The sequence below is a fragment of the Prevotella sp. P3-92 genome, from assembly GCF_002251205.1.
Lineage (GTDB): Bacteria > Bacteroidota > Bacteroidia > Bacteroidales > Bacteroidaceae > Prevotella.
This window is the reverse complement of sequence record NZ_NPJE01000004.1, coordinates 24,924-40,087: the sequence shown is the minus strand read 5'-3', so window position 1 is coordinate 40,087 and position 15,164 is coordinate 24,924. Positions and strand designations below refer to the sequence as shown.

The 15,164-nt window shown below is 45.5% G+C and carries 13 protein-coding genes and 2 tRNA genes; 7 read left to right on the top strand and 8 right to left on the bottom strand.

Annotated elements, in window-relative coordinates; all coding sequences use genetic code 11:
• Nucleotides 1–99: 99 nt before the first annotated feature.
• Genes CIK93_RS00715 through CIK93_RS00705 form a run of 3 tightly spaced genes read right to left on the bottom strand, consistent with a single transcriptional unit; the run spans nucleotide 100 to nucleotide 4,130 of the window.
• Nucleotides 100–1,746 (bottom strand): dipeptidase, encoded by a 1,647-nt coding sequence (locus CIK93_RS00715; RefSeq protein WP_094446286.1) that lies wholly within the window; start codon nucleotides 1,744–1,746, stop codon nucleotides 100–102.
• Nucleotides 1,747–1,796: 50 nt separating this feature from the next.
• A complete protein-coding gene (nadC, locus tag CIK93_RS00710) occupies nucleotides 1,797–2,645 on the bottom strand; it encodes a carboxylating nicotinate-nucleotide diphosphorylase (protein ID WP_094390479.1) in 849 nt (282 codons plus the stop codon).
• Between the two features lie 21 nt (nucleotides 2,646–2,666).
• Entirely contained in the window at nucleotides 2,667–4,130 is a 1,464-nt protein-coding gene (locus CIK93_RS00705) for a carbon starvation protein A (RefSeq protein ID WP_094446285.1), read from the bottom strand.
• A gap of 107 nt (nucleotides 4,131–4,237) precedes the next feature.
• On the opposite strand from CIK93_RS00705, the gene CIK93_RS00700 reads away from it, so the two are divergent.
• Genes CIK93_RS00700 through CIK93_RS00675 form a run of 6 tightly spaced genes read left to right on the top strand, consistent with a single transcriptional unit; the run spans nucleotide 4,238 to nucleotide 10,523 of the window.
• Nucleotides 4,238–5,890, top strand: coding sequence for a glycoside hydrolase family 10 protein (locus CIK93_RS00700; protein WP_094446284.1), 1,653 nt, complete (start codon nucleotides 4,238–4,240; stop codon nucleotides 5,888–5,890).
• 36 nt (nucleotides 5,891–5,926) lie between these two features.
• Nucleotides 5,927–6,484, top strand: a complete 558-nt coding sequence (gene ruvC, locus CIK93_RS00695) for a crossover junction endodeoxyribonuclease RuvC (protein ID WP_094390482.1) — start codon at nucleotides 5,927–5,929, stop codon at nucleotides 6,482–6,484.
• A complete protein-coding gene (locus CIK93_RS00690) occupies nucleotides 6,472–7,953 on the top strand; it encodes an ATP-binding cassette domain-containing protein (protein ID WP_094446283.1) in 1,482 nt (493 codons plus the stop codon). Before ruvC ends, CIK93_RS00690 begins: the two co-directional genes overlap by 13 nt.
• Nucleotides 7,954–7,963: 10 nt before the next feature.
• Complete coding sequence (locus CIK93_RS00685; RefSeq protein WP_144007245.1) at nucleotides 7,964–8,440, top strand: hypothetical protein; 477 nt, start codon at nucleotides 7,964–7,966, stop codon at nucleotides 8,438–8,440.
• Between the two features lie 42 nt (nucleotides 8,441–8,482).
• Nucleotides 8,483–9,715: a mannonate dehydratase gene (uxuA, locus tag CIK93_RS00680; RefSeq protein ID WP_094446282.1), complete on the top strand. Its 1,233-nt coding sequence runs from the start codon at nucleotides 8,483–8,485 to the stop codon at nucleotides 9,713–9,715.
• Entirely contained in the window at nucleotides 9,708–10,523 is an 816-nt protein-coding gene (locus CIK93_RS00675; RefSeq protein ID WP_094390486.1) for an SDR family oxidoreductase, read from the top strand. The genes uxuA and CIK93_RS00675 overlap by 8 nt, the downstream gene beginning before the upstream one ends.
• A gap of 176 nt (nucleotides 10,524–10,699) precedes the next feature.
• Here the strand turns inward: CIK93_RS00675 and CIK93_RS00670 are convergent, their stop codons facing one another.
• The 3 genes from CIK93_RS00670 to CIK93_RS00660 are packed head-to-tail and all read right to left on the bottom strand — an operon-like array spanning nucleotide 10,700 to nucleotide 13,318.
• Nucleotides 10,700–11,458, bottom strand: coding sequence for an MBL fold metallo-hydrolase (locus tag CIK93_RS00670; protein ID WP_094446281.1), 759 nt, complete (start codon nucleotides 11,456–11,458; stop codon nucleotides 10,700–10,702).
• Nucleotides 11,455–12,456, bottom strand: a complete 1,002-nt coding sequence (murB, locus tag CIK93_RS00665) for a UDP-N-acetylmuramate dehydrogenase (protein ID WP_094446280.1) — start codon at nucleotides 12,454–12,456, stop codon at nucleotides 11,455–11,457. Before murB ends, CIK93_RS00670 begins: the two co-directional genes overlap by 4 nt.
• A gap of 19 nt (nucleotides 12,457–12,475) precedes the next feature.
• Nucleotides 12,476–13,318, bottom strand: coding sequence for a DUF4348 domain-containing protein (locus tag CIK93_RS00660; protein WP_254046306.1), 843 nt, complete (start codon nucleotides 13,316–13,318; stop codon nucleotides 12,476–12,478).
• Nucleotides 13,319–13,445: 127 nt separating this feature from the next.
• On the opposite strand from CIK93_RS00660, the gene pheS reads away from it, so the two are divergent.
• Nucleotides 13,446–14,483 (top strand): phenylalanine--tRNA ligase subunit alpha, encoded by a 1,038-nt coding sequence (gene pheS / locus CIK93_RS00655; protein WP_094435924.1) that lies wholly within the window; start codon nucleotides 13,446–13,448, stop codon nucleotides 14,481–14,483.
• A 449-nt stretch (nucleotides 14,484–14,932) separates the two neighbouring features.
• On the opposite strand, the gene CIK93_RS00650 is transcribed toward pheS, so the two are convergent.
• Nucleotides 14,933–15,007 (bottom strand) — tRNA-Glu (locus tag CIK93_RS00650).
• Nucleotides 15,008–15,038: 31 nt separating this feature from the next.
• A tRNA-Ser gene (locus CIK93_RS00645) sits at nucleotides 15,039–15,125 on the bottom strand.
• Nucleotides 15,126–15,164: the final 39 nt, after the last annotated feature.

The following is a 15,164-nucleotide window of genomic DNA, read 5'->3' as shown; positions in this document are numbered from 1 at the left end:
AGCAAATAAAAAAAAGCACACCGGTCGGGGAAACCAGTGTGCTGATTATTTAATCTCTCCCAAATCCTTATGACCGGATTTAGGCTTATTGTAGCTTTTTTATTCAGGTTTACTATATCGATCGCCAGCTTCTTTGACAAGGCGACGAGCAAACGGCTGAGGATAACCAGGACGTTCAACAGTTTTACCAAAACCATACTCGCTACGCAAGAATCGTCCCTGAGCATCTACAGGTTTGACTGCCATGTCGTTATGGCGAACGATAAGATAGGTAGCCAACTGCTTCCAACGAGCAAGCATCTGCTGTGCTTTATTGACACTATAGTCATTGAGGAACTTCTGCATCTGTGCAGGTTCCATCGTCTGTGCCTTCGCCTCTATTTCTGCCTGTTGGTCGAAATAAGACTGCTGCAAAGAGTCTCTCACCTGTTTCAAGTCGGGGAAGAGAGCTGAATAACGGGGATAAACCATATTGCTCACCCAGTTGCACACCCAGAAAGCACTACGGTCGCTGAAAGTGATGGCATCAGCTCCTGGTGCATTGAAGCATTCCGGACGCTGGGTCATCGAACAATAGATAGGCACGAATGCCACCATATTGCCATCATCGTTGCCAAACCAGAAACATCCTCCTACCTCACGAGGTAACCAAGAACGCATCTGCGAAACAAATACGAAGGATGCCTGCTGAGTTGAGATTGGGCGCTCGTTGAAGTAAGTTTTACCATCAACCTTATAGTAAAGAGGTGTCGGGCGATAAGGCATCTGCCAGATTCCTCCTCCGATGTCGGTAGAATCAATAGCCAACGGGGTGCCTTCATAGTGATCACGCATGTCGTTGATGACATCGGCAACACTCAGTTTCTTGTCAGGTACTAACCACAAAGGCATATCCTCGGCATCTTTGTCCTTACCGAGTACCCATGGCAGATAGCGTTCCATTCCCTTCTTATGGTGATTGAAGAAACTCCATGCACGAGCATCACAAATACGGCGACCAGAGAAATCGGGAGCTGCATAAGTCCATTTCCATGAGAAATCTTCATCCTTACCAGTGTACCATCCCATCTTACGGGCATACTTCACCACATTCTTTGAATAGAGAACGTTTTTATTGTCCTTCATATTAAAACGTCCGATACGGCTCTGGTTGGCGTGTGCACAGATAGCATCATCGGGAATACGCAAAGCAACCCATACGGTACGCTCTTTGGATACCTTTCGATCAGGACCGCATCCCTGCATCTCCATAATCCATGCTTCGTCAGCATCACAGATGGTGAATGTCTCACCTTCTGAACAATAACCATATTGTTCTACAAGAGAGGTCATTACGCGGATGGCCTCACGAGCTGAGCGTGAACGTTGCAGGGCGATATAAATGAGTGAACCATAGTCGATGATACCTGTAGAATCAACCATTTCCTCACGACCGCCATACGTAGTCTCACCAATAGTAACTTGCCATTCATTGGTATTTCCAACTACATTATAGGTTTCTTCTGCTTCATCAATCTCGCCAAGATATTTATTGGTATCCCATTCATAAACATTACGCTTGGTACCCTTAGCATGTTTACCTGCTGCATAATGATAAAGTGGCATGTAAGAGCCAAAGGAATCTGCACTATAACTGCAGATGACCGATCCGTCAACACTGGCTTTCTTGCCGACAATAAAATTGGTGCAAGCTTCCACTTCGGTGGCCATCATGGTTGCCATCAGCATGCTCACCGAAAGAATCATTCGTTTACATTGTAACATTATCGTGAAATTTCATAGTTATACATCAACATCTAACAAGCCTTGAAACTCATATCCAATCCCTTGACAGAATGGGTCAGAGCGCCAACCGAGATGAAATCAACACCTTGTTCGGCGTAGTCGCGAATGGTATCAAAGGTAATACCACCACTCGACTCTGTTTCATAACGATGTGCGATAATGTCAACCGCCTTCTTGGTGTCAGCAACAGAGAAATTATCGAGCATGATGCGATCTACGCCGCCATGATCGAGAACCTGCTGCAATTCATCAAACGAGCGTACCTCAATTTCTATCTTTAGATGGAGTCCTTTTTCTTCAAGATACTTGTGGCAGCGGTCAATAGCATTAACAATGCCTCCTGCGAAATCTATATGATTGTCTTTCAACAGAATCATGTCAAACAAGCCAATACGATGGTTCACACCACCGCCAATCTTCACGGCCTGTTTCTCCAACATGCGCATACCTGGTGTGGTCTTACGGGTATCGAGCACGCGTGTTCCTGTACCTTGCAAGCGTTCTACATAACGATTGGTCATGGTGGCAATACCACTCATGCGCTGCATGATATTAAGCATCAGACGCTCTGTCTGAAGCAAAGAGCGCACCTTACCTGTTACTACCATGGCAATGTCGCCTTTCTTCACTTTCGATCCGTCACCCATCAGTACTTCTACCTGCATTTCTGGGTCGAAGCGACGGAACACTTCTTTGGCAACTTCTACACCAGCAAGAATACCATCTTCCTTAATGAGTAGATGCGATTTTCCCATGGCGTCAGCAGGAATACAACACAAAGTGGTGTGGTCACCATCGCCAATATCTTCGGCAAAGGAGAGATCAATAAGTTGATCCACGAGTTGTTCTACACTTAACATAATGTTTTTGTATTTAAGAGTTTATACTAATTTGCTTTTTTCTTTTCTGTACCAGACAATAAACCACACAAGACCTACAACCAGACAGAGGATGCCTAACAGATATCCGATGTTTTCAGGCAGGTGGAATGCTTGTTTGGAGACAAAGAGGAATGTGGTACACACCGTTGTCATCAACAACGCAGGTATGAGCGTGATGATATAGGGTTTCTTCTGGCGTACAAGATACACCGTTAATGTCCAAAGGGTAAATACACTAAGCGTCTGGTTTGCCCATCCAAAATACTGCCAAATGATATTGAAGCCATCAGGATTTTCTATCTGCCAAACCAACATGGCGATGGAGGATATAAACAAGGGCAGACAAATGGCAAGACGCTTGATGATTGGACGTTGGTCGATATGAAGCCATTCACCAATGATCAGACGGGCAGAACGGAATGCAGTATCACCACTGGTAATAGGGGCAGCTACGACACCCAACAAGGCAAGAATAGCACCTGCCACACCCAACCAGTCGTTACAAACGATATTTACGACCGCAGGGGCTGATGTCGAAAATCCTGTATTCACAGCAGCAATCAGTTCGTATCCAGGAGCCGGACTGCCATAGAAGAACCAAGATGATACGGTAGCCCAAATCAAGGCAACAACTCCTTCGGTAATCATGGCACCATAGAAGATGGGGCGTCCCATGTGCTCACTTTTCACACAACGAGCCATCAATGGACTTTGAGTAGCGTGGAAACCACTAATGGCACCACAGGCAATAGTGATAAAGAGACAAGGAAATATCTGATCTGTCCATTTCTCCGGTTCGGCTTCTGCACCCATATTATAAAAATGAGTCCATAGCTCTGGAAGCTGAGGCATCTTCACAAAGAGCATCACCATAAGAGCGCCTGCCATAAAAAGCAACGAAAAAGCGAAAAGAGGATAGATCTTTCCTATGATCTTATCGATTGGCAACATGGTTGCAATTACATAATAAGCAAAAATGACTATAATCCAAAACAGACTCGAACCCCATATCGAATGAAGGATCTCGGCTGGGGAATATACAAATACCGTACCGACCATGATAAGCAACAGTACGGTGAAGGCCAACATCACCATCTTGGCATTGCGGCCCAGATACTTGCCGATAAGTTCAGGCAGACTGGCTCCGTCATTACGCATGGAAAGCATACCACTGAGATAATCGTGCGTAGCTCCGGCAAAAATACAGCCGAGCACAATCCACAGATAAGCCACAGGACCAAACTTCGCGCCCAGAATAGCGCCGAAAATAGGACCAGTACCGGCAATGTTCAAAAATTGAATCATGAAAATCTTCCATCCAGGAAGTACAAGGTAGTCAACACCGTCAGCCTTAGCAACAGCTGGCGTCAGACGGTCGTCTGGACCGAATACCTTCTCCACAAAGCGTCCATAGAGAAGATATCCCAAAATCAGAGCCACAAGACTCAATATAAAAGATACCATTTTTTAGTTGTTATTTATAAACTTCGTGCAAAGATAATAAAAACTTTATAGTTTGAACGCCGTTCTACCAACTTTTTTGTACCTTTGTGCACAAAAACTCTAATAAATTGAAACGGACAACCTTTTTATATATCCTCATCGCACTCTTTGCGCTCTCCTGTAAAGCACAGCCGAAGCATGAATTAAGGGCAGCATGGCTCACCACAGTAGGTGGATTAGACTGGCCGCATAACTATGCGCAGTCTCCTAAATCTATACGTCGGCAACAAGAAGAACTATGTCGCACCCTCGACCTTCTGAAAGAGGCTCACGTCAATACCGTGCTCTTTCAGACGCGTATCCGCGGCACTGTCATTTACCCCTCTACACAAGAGCCATGGGACGGATGCACATCGGGCAATCCCGGTCAAAATCCCGGCTATGATCCCTTGCAGTTTGCCATCGATGAATGTCATCGCAGAGGTATGGAACTGCACGCTTGGGTGGTCACCATTCCGATAGGTAAATGGAATGGAGCTGGAGCTCGCAACCTAATGCGACGCAACCCACGCCTCGTCAAACGTATAGGAGACGAGGCATATATGAATCCTGAAGCGGCTGGTACTGCAGACTATCTGGCAGACCTTTGTGGCGACATTACTAAGCGTTACGATGTGGACGGAATCCATCTCGACTACATCCGCTACCCAGAAACATGGAAAATTAATATCAACAGGCAGACGGGACGTACGTATATTACTCGCATCGCACAGGCAATTAGCCAAAGGGTGAAATCCATCAAACCTTGGGTAAAAATGAGCTGTTCTCCTATCGGAAAATACAAAGACCTCGACCGACAAGAAAGCTATGGGTGGAATGCATACACACGCGTTTGTCAAGATGCACAGCAATGGTTACGTGACGGAATAATGGATCAACTCTATCCGATGATGTATTTCGACGGCAAACACTTTTATCCTTTTGCCAGCGATTGGAGCGACAACCGTTATGATGGACAAACAGCAGCAGGACTGGGCATTTATATGCTCTCACCCAAAGAGCGCAACTGGTCGCTGTCGGCTGTTGAAAGACAAATGAATGTGGCACGACAAATGGGATTGGGACATGCTTACTTCCGTACAGAATTCCTCACAGACAATGTGAAGGGCATATACGACTTCGTTTGTCGTTTCGATGCCACATTGGCGCTCACCCCTGCCCTCAAGACATCAACACCTGCGCCTGCGGCTCCACAGCACTTCTCGGCAACTCCGTCTCCATCGGGCTACCGGTTGTCTTGGGCTCCTGTTACCTCACAGCATCCCAACGAATACATCGTCTATACCGTCTATGCTTCTACTCACTATCCTGTCAACACAAATGATGCCAACAACATAGTCGCCATCCGTTGGCAAGATACGACAATAGAAATCAAACGACAGAAAACAGAAGCACCACTTCACTTCGCAGTATCAGCAGTAGATCGCTACGGACAGGAGAGCCAGCCTGCTCAACCTAACCGAACGACTGCTCAACAAGAGGCTAAGACTTCCCTACTCGACTGCGATGGTACAACTCTTCACGTTCCTACCGAACTGCTGACTGGGGAGATTACCACAATTGCCATTTGTTCTATGCAAGGACAAACACTTGCCACCCATCCCGCTGACACAGCAATCCCCGTAGGGTTTCTGCCAGATGGCGTATATGAGGTTGTTTCGCCACGACAACACGACAACCAACAACATATTGGATATTTTGTCATCAGAAAAGGGAAATAATTCAAACGAATTGACTAACTTTGCAAAACAAAATAAATGGAAAAAATCATATTAGGTATCGACCCTGGCACGAATATCATGGGATATGGTGTGCTGAAAGTGGTGGACCATCACGCCGAAATGGTGACGATGGGAGTTATCGATATGCGAAAATTTCCAGATGGCTACCTTAAACTCGGACACATCTTCGAGCGAGTCACGGGAATCATCGATGCCTATCTGCCCGACGAATTGGCTATTGAAGCACCTTTCTTCGGAAAGAACGCACAGACCATGCTGAAGCTCGGACGTGCACAAGGTACAGCCATCGCTGCAGCCATCCATCATGGAGTTCCTATTCATGAATATGCTCCGATGAAAATCAAAATGGCAATAACAGGTATCGGTTCGGCATCCAAAGAACAGGTAGCAGGAATGCTACAACGAATGTTGAAATTTGATGCAGACGCTTTAACAAAATTCCGGGATGCAACAGATGCGCTGGCCGCAGCCTATTGCCATTTTCTGCAAATGGGAAGACCAGAATCACAGGCCAACTATCGTAGCTGGAAAGACTTCGCCAATAAAAATCAGAATAGAATATGCAAAAAATAATTGATATACAACAGGGTGTCACCCGTATGGAAGAATGGCGAATGGCTCAACCCGTCGATTTCCAATCTCTCGACGGCGAACATATCGCCATTGTAGGACGCAACGGCAGTGGAAAATCCATGCTCGTAGATATCATTACCGGCAGACATCCTTTACGGTTGCAGCCTCCTAAATACGATTTCTCACCAAGTACAAAACCGTTGGTTTCAGACAACATACGATACATCACATTTCGCGATTCATACGGTACGTCTGACGGAGCATATTATCTCCAACAACGATGGAATCAACACGATATAGACCCTGAGACTCCACGTGTGGGTGACCTCTTGGAAGAGGCATACCAAATGGCAGGCGAAGATACACCAGAACATCGAGGTTTACAACAACATCTATACGAACTCTTCCATATCCAACAGCTAACTGATAAATATATCATCAGTCTGTCGAGTGGTGAACTGCGCAAATTCCAGCTCACTAAGACGCTCCTTGCAGATCCTCGCGTACTAATCATGGATAATCCGTTTATTGGACTAGATGCCACAACACGCGATCAACTCAAAGTATTGCTGAGCACCCTGGCTCATGAGCGCGCGCTACAGATCATCCTTGTGCTCTCCAAAACTGATGACATTCCAGACTTCATCACGCATGTCGTGGAGGTCAAACAAGGAGTGGTACAACCCAAATGCACATTAGAAGAATACAACAACAGACAACCAACTATACCTTCACACGTCCTCTCCGAAGAGAAACGCGAAGCTATCATCCAATTGCCCAACAAAGCCAATGACTATACAGCACATCAGGTTATTGCCATGCATCAGGTGGGCATACGCTATGAAGAACGAACCATCTTGAAAGAACTCGATTGGACGGTATGCGATGGAGAGCGTTGGGCGCTCAGCGGACAGAACGGAAGCGGAAAATCCACTCTTCTCTCTCTGGTATGCGCCGACAACCCTCAAAGCTATGCTTGCAACATAAAACTTTTCGACAGACAACGCGGATCGGGAGAGAGCATCTGGGACATCAAACGACATATTGGATATGTATCTCCTGAAATGCATAGAGCTTATCAAAAAGACCTTCCTGCCGTTCGCATCGTAGCAAGCGGACTGAAAGATTCTGTAGGACTCTACGTCAAACCCAATCCCGAAGAATACGAAATATGCAGATGGTGGATGGATATCTTCGGACTCGAAGGACTCTACGACAGACCCTTTCTCAAACTGTCAAGTGGTGAACAACGACTCGTACTCTTGGCTCGTGCCTTCGTTAAAGACCCACAACTCATTATCCTTGATGAACCACTCCACGGGCTCGACCTCTACAATCGCCGTTTGGTGAAAGATGTGATAGAAACCTTCTGCCAACGTCCACACAAAACAATGGTCATGGTGACCCACTACGAAGAGGAACTACCCAATAATATCACTAACAAGATTTACTTAATCAAACAACAATAACATATTATATATGAAGAAGTTATTTATTGTACTAATGATGGCGTTCTGTGCTAATGCGCAAGCACAGGAGATCTTCAACGAGATTAAACACAAAGCCTTCGATGCTGTGAGCAACGAACAGACTTTGCCAATCATGAAACAGATCAATCAGTTTAAACTCGATGCGCTCAATTATCTTGCAATAAGCATGCAGGAACAGATGCCAGACGCACCAGTACTCTATCTTGACGAACAGGCATTAGGACTGAACAATTTCATTACAGCATATATCATGCAACTGGTAAAAATGAATAATATGCCCGATGCTGCACAAGTGAAGATCACCAAGATTTTTATCGATGCCTCCGTGTCAAACCCGCTCTTCAACGACAAGGAAGAAGAACCTGCACACAGCTATCTAAACAATGCCAGCAGCATCACACGATTCTCACTCGATACCGACTGGCCTCGGGCTTTGGCTGCTGTTCAAGCACAACTGAAAGACTAACATTACCCAAAAACTAACAATAACAAAAACAGATCAACAACTATGGAAAGAACATGGAGATGGTTTGGCAAAAACGATAAGATAACGCTTGCCATGCTAAAACAAATCGGTGTGGAAGGCATCGTAACTGCTCTTCACGACGTACCTCTTGGTGAAGTTTGGACCAGAGAAAAAATCAAAGAACTCCGCGAATATATCGAAAGCTACGGCATGCGATGGAGCGTCGTGGAATCATTACCCGTGGTAGAGACTATCAAATACGGAGGTCCTGACCGTGACCAACAGATAGAAATCTATAAGGAATCGCTCCGCAACCTATCGGCTGAAGGCATCCATACCATCTGTTACAACTTCATGCCCGTACTCGACTGGGCTCGTACAGACTTGCTTCACGCGAATCCTAACGGTTCGTCAAACCTATTCTTCTCTTATGCAGAATTTGCCTATTTCGATATTTATATACTCAAAAGACAAGGCGCACGCGAAGAATGGGCACGCTTCCAATTCCCAGCTGGCGTAGGTGAAGGACGTAACGTACTGGAAGAGGCTGATGCACTCGCCAAAACCATGACTCCAGAGAAAGACCATCAACTGGTAGAAAACATCGTTATCAAAACGCAAGGTTTTGTAAGTGGCAACTTCAAAGAGGGCGACGAACACCCTCTCGAACTCTTCCACCAGTTGCTCGCAAACTATGATGGTATTGACAAGAATCAACTGAGGGAAAACATGAAATACTTCCTCAACGCTATCATGCCTACCTGCGAAGAGTGTGATATGAACATGTGTGTGCATCCCGACGATCCCCCCATCGAGATTCTCGGCCTCCCACGCATCGTACGCACCCAAGAAGATATCCAATGGTTCCTTGATGCTGTTCCTAACAAGCACAACGGACTGACCTTCTGCGCTGGGAGTCTCTCTGCTGGCGCTTATAACAATGTGGTGGAGATGGCACGTAAATTTGCACCACGCACCCATTTCGTACACCTCCGCTCTTGTCATATCTTCCCCAATGGCGACTTTACAGAAGCCTCACACCTTGGAGGACGTGCCGATATCATCGAACTGGCACGTATTTTCGAACAAGAGAATCCTGCGTTGCCCATGCGTGTGGATCACGGCATGACAATGCTTGGCGACGAGACTAAAGGTTATAATGCAGGCTACTCGTTCCTCGGACGTATGTTTGCCATGGGACAAGTACAAGGCATTCTCGCCACCGTTGACCGTGAATTAGGAATAGAATACAAACAACCCGGATTTTATGAATAACAACCTTTTCAACATTAAAGACAACGTTGTTGTCATCACAGGTGGAACAGGCGTTCTTGGACGTGCAATCGCTAAGTATCTGGCCCTTGAAGGAGCCAAAGTCATCATCCTCGGCCGTAAGGAAGAGGTTGGACAGAAAATTGCTTCTGACATCTGCGAAGCAGGTGGCGTTTGTGAGTTTATGAAAACTGACGTCATGAACCAAGAGGTCGTTCAGCAAAACTGCGACGACATCATGCGTAAATACGGACGTATCGACACTCTCCTCAATGCTGCGGGAGGTAATATGCCGGGCGCTACCATCGCTCCCGATAAAACCTTCTTCGACCTCGATGCCTCACAGTTCCAGACTGTTCTCAATCTGAACCTCACAGGAACGGTCATCCCCACCCAAGTATTTCTTCGTCCCATGGTAGCTCAGGGAAAAGGTAGCATCATCAACTTCTCTTCGATGGCTGCTTTCCGTCCCATGACTCGCGTATGTGGTTATGCTGCTGCCAAGGCTGGTATCAGCAATTTCACAGCATATATGGCAACAGAATGTGCCAAGAAGTTTGGCGAAGGAATTCGCGTCAACGCCATTGCTCCCGGTTTCTTCATTACCGAACAGAACCGTGCTTTGTTGACCAATCCCGATGGTACCTTCACACAGCGTGGTCAGGATGTGATTCGTCAGACTCCCTTCGGCCGTATGGGTGATCCTGAAGAACTCTGTGGCACAATCCACTATCTGATGTCAGAAGCTGCAAAATTCGTCACCGGTACCGTTGCTGTTGTTGACGGAGGTTTTAATGCTTTTGCCATGTAAGTTCCAAACAATACATCATACTCCAAAGGAGAGCCACACCTCGTGTGACTCACTTTCTTTTTCCAGAAAGTTTTAGTATTCCTCTTAAATTTTCTGTGTATGATTATAAAAAGAGAGTTATGATTACGGTATAAGACAAAAAGAGATTCTCAAGGCAGAGAACCTCCTGCGACTCATTATATGTTGACCACAAGTCCATCGTATGCCATGCGAATATGAGGAGGCAAGATATTATTGACCTCATCATGTTTACCTATGCTATGTGCCGCATGAGTAAGCCATGTTTGACGTGCTCCTATCTTTTTCGCAAATGCCACCGCTTCATCAAGCGTCTGGTGTGAATGATGCGGAGTACGGCGAAGCGCGTTAACCACCAGCACTTCTGTTCCTTTCAGATATTCCAATTCACTATCTGCAATGGTTTTCATATCTGTAATATATGTCAATCCACCAATCCGATAACCTAAAATGGGCAAGTCGTGATGCATCACCTGTATCGGCATGATATCAATACCGTTGATGTTAAACACCTCATGAGGATGAATCTCATGAAGTCTGATGACAGGAGTATTGGGATAGCGATGTTCTCCAAAACAATATGGAAGCATCTTCAATAACGATTGACGTGCAATAGGGTCCGCATAGACGTTCACCTCTCCAAACTGACAGAAAGGCCTGACATCATCAAGTCCTCCTACATGGTCATAGTGGGCATGGGTGATAAGGATTCCATCTATCCGACTGAATGGCAAGGGCATAATCTGTTGACGGAAGTCTGGCCCACAGTCGATAAGCAAGCGTGTGTCTCCCTCCTCTAACAGCGCCGAACATCTCAACCTTTTATCATGTGGATCTTGACTGCTACAGGTAGGACATTGGCATCCAATGGTAGGAACGCCACACGATGTTCCAGTACCGAGGAAGGTTATTGTCATATAATATTCACTTCTGGTTTGATGGTTATTCCGAATTTTTCTTTCACATCGCGCTGGATCATCCGGCAAAGATCAACAATCTCCTGACCGGTAGCATTACCACGATTCACCAACACCAAGGCCTGACGATCGTGAACGCCTGCATGTCCTACGGTACGTCCCTTCCATCCACATTGGTCTATCATCCATCCTGCAGGAATCTTCTCGTGATTTGCATCGATGGTATAGTGTGGCATATTCTCATATTGTGATGCCAAAGCCTCATATTGTGATCGTTCCACAATGGGATTCATGAAGAAACTTCCTGCATTTCCCATAACAGCAGGATCAGGCAGTTTCTCTTGTCGTATGCCGATGATGACCTCTCTCAATTGACTTGCTGTGGGATGAGTCATGTTTCGCCTTTCAAGTTCGCTGCGAATGTTACCATAATCGAGTTTAGGTTGAAAATCTCTTTGGGTACGATAGGTCACATGGGTGATCAGATATTGATTCTTCCATTCTCCTTTAAACCGACTCTGACGATATGCGTACCGACAAGCAGCGGCATCAATGAGCTGTAACGCTCCCGAAGCGATCTCGATGGCTTCAATGGTCTCTATAAAGTCTTTCACCTCAACACCATAGGCACCGATGTTCTGTACCGCGCTGGCACCCACATCACCCGGAATCCACGAGAGATTCTCCATGCCGTAATATCCATGCTTCACACTATAATCTACTACATCATCCCATACCTCGCCGCTTCCACAGCGTAGGGTGTCCTTCTGTGGTGTTATGCCTTTGATGGCTGAGCGCACGACAATGCCTTTGAAATCCTGTGTCAACAGGAGATTACTTCCACCTCCAATAATCAGAAAAGGTTGGGCTGACTGACGAAGAATGTCGGCCACAGCTTTTGCTTCATCGGCAGTCGAATATTCCAAGAAGCGGTCACAACGGGCTTCAATACCAAAGGTATTGTGCTGCTTCAAACTATAGTCATGAATATCTTTCATAGCGTTGTTCCTATTTATATTAGGTTGAGAGTTTAGACAGCATCCATTTTCCTCCTTCGTGTCGGAAGGTCAGTTCTGTCTCCAAACCATTAGCGATACCTCTCAGCACGAACACCTTACATTTTCCTGCTTTATGATTGGTACCATAGATAATGTTATAAATCATATCCGTAGGTAATTCAGGTGCAAAAGCTGGCCACGTATCTGGTGTTATCACTCCTTCCATCTCATTGAAGTCATCGTCAGGATCCGGTCCCACAAAATCTACCGTCTCTCGGAGATGGTGCATCTGATAGTCGGCATTAGAAGCAAAATGCTCGTAAAAGTCAAGAAACGATGCATTATGTGATTCATGCAAAGGAATGTGTATGATCTTCTGCATCATCCATCTTCCGTTAATACGGTCGAAGACATACTGTTTGATGGATTTCGAGTGAAAATATATTTTCTCCACCACAGCATGTGAGACAGAAATCTGCTTGGTTTCTTCCAATTGTTTCTCGCTGTCGAAAATCAGCGTATAGAAATCTTGTCGCATGAAGAAATTCTCCATATGCCATTTGCTTTTAGGCAACAATTCAATATCGTCTCCACGTACGACAGGTAGTGGAAACTTAATACGGCTGTATTGTAATTTCCTATTGGCGGCGAAATTGAATACAAAATCATCAAACAACTCATCAGCCGCTTTTGGCATCGGCTCCTCTTCGATTGCCTTCATCTCGTTGTCAGCAACTGTAGAGTCAACAGTCGCAGTAGTGTCAGCAACCGTTTCTTCGGTAGATTCTACCGTTTTGTTACCCTGGCAACCAGCCAGCAAACAGACCATAACATAAAACGCAATCCAATATCGTTTCATCATTGACCTCCATCTATTTTATAAACTTCTCTCAATTTTTCGGCAAAGGTACAAAAAACTCCCAACTCCTAATCCATAATTCTTATTTTTTTTATACCTTTGCAGAAAATTTAGTTTTATATCAATGATTATGATACTCGACAAGATAAACCAACTCTTAGACGAAGTGCGGCAAATGACGGCCGCCAACGCAGAAGAGGTAGAGCAGTTACGACTGAAATACCTCAGCAAGAAAGGTGCCATTACAGCTTTGATGAACGATTTCCGCAATGTTCCAGCCGACCAGAAAAAGACTGTGGGCATGAAAATCAACGAACTCAAGCAAATAGCACAGGAGCGCATCAACCAACTCAAGACTGATACCGAAACAGTAGAATGCGATGCGCAACATATCGACCTCACACGCACACCCTACCCCATCGGATTGGGTACACGTCATCCGCTCACTATTGTTACCAACGAGATTATCGACATCTTCTCGCGTATGGGATTTGTATTAGCCGATGGACCTGAAGTAGAGGACGACCTCCACGTGTTCACCCGTATGAACTTTGCTGCAGACCATCCTGCACGTGACATGCAAGATACTTTCTTTGTGTCACAACATCCTAACGATGTCACCAAAAATATCCTGCTCCGTTCCCATACCTCAAGTGTACAGGCTCGCGTGATGGAGACTACCCAGCCTCCTATCCGCATCATCTGCCCCGGACGCGTATATCGTAACGAGGCCATTACCGCCCGTGCTCATTGTTTCTTCCATCAGGTAGAAGGATTGTATATCGACAAGAACGTATCGTTTACCGACCTCAAGCAGGTATTGTTGTCCTTTGCACGTGAAATGTTTGGTGCAGATACCAAGATACGTCTTCGTCCAAGCTATTTCCCATTTACCGAGCCCAGCGCTGAGATGGACATCTCTTGCTTCATCTGTGGCGGAGAAGGCTGCGGATTCTGCAAGCACACAGGATGGGTAGAGATTCTCGGTTGTGGTATGGTCGATCCCAATGTTCTCGAACAATGCGGTATTGATTCAAGCGTTTATAGCGGCTATGCCTTTGGTATGGGTGTTGAACGCATTACCAACTTAAAATACCAGGTAAGCGACCTCCGCATGTTCTCTGAGAACGACGTCCGCTTCCTCCACGAATTCGAGTCAGCCGACTAATTTCATCACACCAACATATTCAAGAAGGCTCCTGTCATCAGCGAGCCTTCTTTTTTTGTTGCTATACTCAACCATAGTCTTTCGTCTGTACGGCAAAGTTCTAACCGTTTCAAGGCTCCATGAAAATTACTTTTGCGCCACAAGAATAATCATTCCAATCATTCAAACAAAAGTATCATCCTCTCCTTATAGGAATAATACGGATAGAGGTAGTAGTCTTACGCTTCTCAAACCATAATCAACAGAAAGGTTGAACAGCTATAGAATGTAGAAAAGAAAGACCATATTCGATAAGAAATAATCTGTTAGGGAACTTTCCGAAAAATTGCGAGTTCTAGATTTACTTTTTTTACACGGCATCACCATAAGAGACTAATCTGCAAAAGGTGTCACACATACTACTTTTGAACAAAAAAAAACAGCGTAAATACATCATTTACGCTGCTTGTTGGTAGTCGATAGGGGAATCGAACCCCTATGCCAAGATTGAGAATCTTGTATCCTAACCATTAGATGAATCGACCATCATTCTTTTGTCTTTTTAGGAAAGCCCAGCGGAAGCTGGGGGATTCGAACCCCCGGTACGGTAACCCGCACGGCAGTTTAGCAAACTGCTGGTTTCAGCCACTCACCCAAACTTCCTAACCGGTTGTTCTTTCTTAACCTTAGGCGTTTTCTCTC

What these genes read in the sequence shown, in the direction of transcription:
- CIK93_RS00705 (WP_094446285.1), bottom strand. Translation starts at nt 4,130, where the DNA reads ATGGTATCTTTTATATTGAGTCTTGTGGCTCTGATTTTGGGATATCTT.
- nadC (WP_094390479.1), bottom strand. Translation starts at nt 2,645, where the DNA reads ATGTTAAGTGTAGAACAACTCGTGGATCAACTTATTGATCTCTCCTTT.
- ruvC (WP_094390482.1), top strand. Translation starts at nt 5,927, where the DNA reads ATGGAAAAAATCATATTAGGTATCGACCCTGGCACGAATATCATGGGA.
- CIK93_RS00685 (WP_144007245.1), top strand. Translation starts at nt 7,964, where the DNA reads ATGAAGAAGTTATTTATTGTACTAATGATGGCGTTCTGTGCTAATGCG.
- CIK93_RS00660 (WP_254046306.1), bottom strand. Translation starts at nt 13,318, where the DNA reads ATGATGAAACGATATTGGATTGCGTTTTATGTTATGGTCTGTTTGCTG.
- murB (WP_094446280.1), bottom strand. Translation starts at nt 12,456, where the DNA reads ATGAAAGATATTCATGACTATAGTTTGAAGCAGCACAATACCTTTGGT.
- CIK93_RS00670 (WP_094446281.1), bottom strand. Translation starts at nt 11,458, where the DNA reads ATGACAATAACCTTCCTCGGTACTGGAACATCGTGTGGCGTTCCTACC.
- CIK93_RS00715 (WP_094446286.1), bottom strand. Translation starts at nt 1,746, where the DNA reads ATGATTCTTTCGGTGAGCATGCTGATGGCAACCATGATGGCCACCGAA.
- CIK93_RS00675 (WP_094390486.1), top strand. Translation starts at nt 9,708, where the DNA reads ATGAATAACAACCTTTTCAACATTAAAGACAACGTTGTTGTCATCACA.
- uxuA (WP_094446282.1), top strand. Translation starts at nt 8,483, where the DNA reads ATGGAAAGAACATGGAGATGGTTTGGCAAAAACGATAAGATAACGCTT.
- CIK93_RS00690 (WP_094446283.1), top strand. Translation starts at nt 6,472, where the DNA reads ATGCAAAAAATAATTGATATACAACAGGGTGTCACCCGTATGGAAGAA.
- pheS (WP_094435924.1), top strand. Translation starts at nt 13,446, where the DNA reads ATGATACTCGACAAGATAAACCAACTCTTAGACGAAGTGCGGCAAATG.